Here is a 2,865-nt window from a genome sequence, read left to right on the forward strand (position 1 = left end):
CATCCCGCTCCTCGCCGGAGAGGCAGAGCCGCATGCCGCAGAGCAAGCGGCTTTCAGCCCCGAAGGAAGGAGAAGAAGGACAATGGCTTACACACGATACAAGGGCGATCCCTACTGGAAGCGGGCCAAGGTAGACGGGACCAGCGCGGACGGCAGCCCCTACCGCAAGGGCGAGCGCGTGTTCTTCTATCCGCGCACCGGGGCGACCTACGCAGGCGATGCCGCCGCGCGCGCATCCGCCGAATTTGACGAACTCGCAGCCCTCGAAGGCTGACCTCCCCCATCATCGACACCACAGATCAGGAGCAACCATCATGGCTATCATCACCGCCAAGCTGTCGCAGCTTCGTCTCTCCCCACTCAACCAGCGCCGCGTCAAGCCATCGGCTATCGAGTCCATGGCCGATGACATTCAGGCGCACGGCCTGTTGCAGAACCTTGTCGCCTATGAGGAAGACGGACTGTTGTGGGTGTTCGCAGGCGGGCGGCGTTATCGCGGCCTCAAGGAACTGGTGAAGCGCAAGAAGGTCAGGAACAGCGATCTTTTTCCCGTCGAGGTGCGCAGCAAGGAAGAGGCTATCGAACTGTCGCTGGCAGAGAATTTCCAGCGGGAGGACATGCACCCTGCCGACAGCATCCGCGCCTTCGCAGCCCTGCGCGATACCGGCATGGACGCCGAGGAAATCGCGGCCCGGTTCGGTCAGGCCGTCAGCTTCGTCTATAAGATGCTGCGCCTTTCCGCGCTCGCCCCGGCACTGATCGACCTGATCGCCAAGGACCAGTTGACCCTTGAAGCGGCCCGCGCGTTGACCCTCACCGACGATCACGACTTCCAAGTGAAGGTGTGCAAGGCAGCGAACGGTCAGGCCCATACCATCCGCCGGATGCTCACTACCGAAAAGGTCGATACAACCAGCGGCATATTCCTGTTCGTCGGACGCGAAGCCTATGAGGCGAAGGGCGGCACGATCACCGTGGACCTGTTCAGCCAAGGGGTTGAGGGCTTTGCCGACAGCCCCGAACTGGTGCAGGAAATGGCAGAGGAAATGCTGGAGGCCATCGCAGCCGACTATCGCAGCATCGGGTGGCATGAAGTGCGCGCCGAAATCGAGCGGCCCTACGACCTCTATATGAAGGGCAGCATGTACCCCGCAACGCGCGAGCCGACCGAGGCCGAAGCGGAACGCATGGCCGTTCTTGCCGCCGAGATCGAGGCGATTGCCGACGATGAAGGCGAAGACAGCGAGCGGATCGAACCGCTGGTGGACGAGCAAGAAGCGATCATGGAGGGGCAGCGCGCCTTTACGGCCGAACAGGTGTCGGTGGGCGGCGTGGCGCTTTGGATTTCGCGAGACGGTACGCTGGGCAAGAGCGTCTATCGCGCCAAGGCCGAACCCAAGCCCAAGACGAGCCATGATGGACCGACCCCGCTCTATAGCAATGCCCTGTTCGCCGATCTCTCGCGTATCAAGACGCGGATCGTGCAGGAGGCGGTCGCATCCGACCCGGCGCTGGCGCTCGACATCATGCTGGATAGCCTTGCAGGCCAGTTGCTCCATGGCGCGCACAGCTACCAGATGGCCATCGAGGTGCAGGCCAAGACTATCGGGACGGAGGTTGCTGACGAGTTGATGGCGACCAGCGACGTGCAGGCCGTCGAAGAAGTGATGGCAACCCGCTTCGCTTCCATCCCCGAAGAAGGTCGGTTCGAGGCGATCCGGGCCATGACGGGCGACGACAAGATGACGCTACTGGCGGGCCTTGTTGCCATGACCGTGGACGGCACTGTGTTTTCGGGTGGCTCCCCCGGCCAGCGCCATCACCAGTTCGAGCAGATCGCCCGTGCGAGCGGGGTGGACATCGCAGCGCGGTGGAAGGCTCCCATTGCCCTGTTCGACAAGATGCGCCGTGCCGCGTTGATTGAAGTGCTGCGCGAAGAAGTGGGCGCGCCGAGCGCGGAAAACTGCGCCACCATCAAGAAAAAGACCGACCTTGCCGTCAATGTATCGGAGCGTTTGCCCGCTGGCTGGCTTCCCGCGCCCATGAAGATCGGTGCCTTCGATCAGCGCGCTGGCGGCATGGATCAGGACAGCGACAGGATCGACGAAGAGGATATGGCCGAAAACGAAAATGCCTGATTGCATGGGGGGCTGGTGCGAACCGGCCCCCTTCTCTCCATGCCGAGATCCAGTGCGGTGCGGCCCGTCGCCCCGGCGCGCCCACCATGCCACGGCATGACGGGCGCGCTCGCTGTTCCTGGCGGAACCGCACGGCGCCGCGCGACCAAGGCCGCGCGGCGCCGGGGCAACTCTGGAATCCAGAAGGTGCGGGCTATTTCACAGCAGCCGTTGCCACCAGCCTACGTCGTGCCACTTTCCGAACTTGCTACCCACTTCATGATAGATACCAAGAGGTGTGAAACCCATGCTTTCATGCAGAGCGATGCTGCCTTGATTGGGCAGGGCAATGCCGGCGAACGCCGCGTGAAAGCCGCGCTCGGCAAGGGCAGGCAGCAGCTTGCCATATAGCGCGCGACCCACACCGCTCCGTCTTGCCCCCTCGGCAATGTAGATCGTCACATCGACGGATGTGCGATAGGCCGCGCGAGTGCGGTGCTGGCTGGCATAGGCATAGCCAGCCACCTGGCCATCCAGCTCTGCCACCAGATACGGATAATCCTGCATGGTGACCTCTATCCGCGCCGCCATCTCGGCCACGCTGGGCGGCGTTTCCTCGAAGGAAATGGCGGTATGCTCGACCACGGGCGCATAGATCGCCTGTATGGCGGGCGCGTCGGCCGTCGTTGCGGCGCGGATAAGAGCCAGTCCCTTCATGCGGGCGACCATGACGAGGCAGAAAGCATGG

The 2,865-nt window shown here is 63.1% G+C and carries 3 protein-coding genes; 2 read left to right on the forward strand and 1 reads right to left on the reverse strand.

Going from position 1 to position 2,865, the window contains the following annotated elements:
• Positions 1-82: 82 nt before the first annotated feature.
• Entirely contained in the window at positions 83-274 is a 192-nt protein-coding gene (locus tag HWN72_RS30465) for a hypothetical protein (protein ID WP_008830625.1), read from the forward strand.
• A gap of 40 nt (positions 275-314) precedes the next feature.
• Entirely contained in the window at positions 315-2,138 is a 1,824-nt protein-coding gene (locus tag HWN72_RS30470; RefSeq protein WP_211152295.1) for a ParB/RepB/Spo0J family partition protein, read from the forward strand.
• A 198-nt stretch (positions 2,139-2,336) separates the two neighbouring features.
• On the opposite strand, the gene HWN72_RS30475 is transcribed toward HWN72_RS30470, so the two are convergent.
• On the reverse strand, positions 2,337-2,865 hold a 529-nt coding region (locus HWN72_RS30475), incomplete at its 5' end, for an arsinothricin resistance N-acetyltransferase ArsN1 family B (RefSeq protein ID WP_309141613.1).

It is taken from the genome of Novosphingobium sp. HR1a (assembly GCF_015594425.1).
Taxonomy (GTDB): Bacteria; Pseudomonadota; Alphaproteobacteria; order Sphingomonadales; family Sphingomonadaceae; genus Novosphingobium; species Novosphingobium resinovorum_A.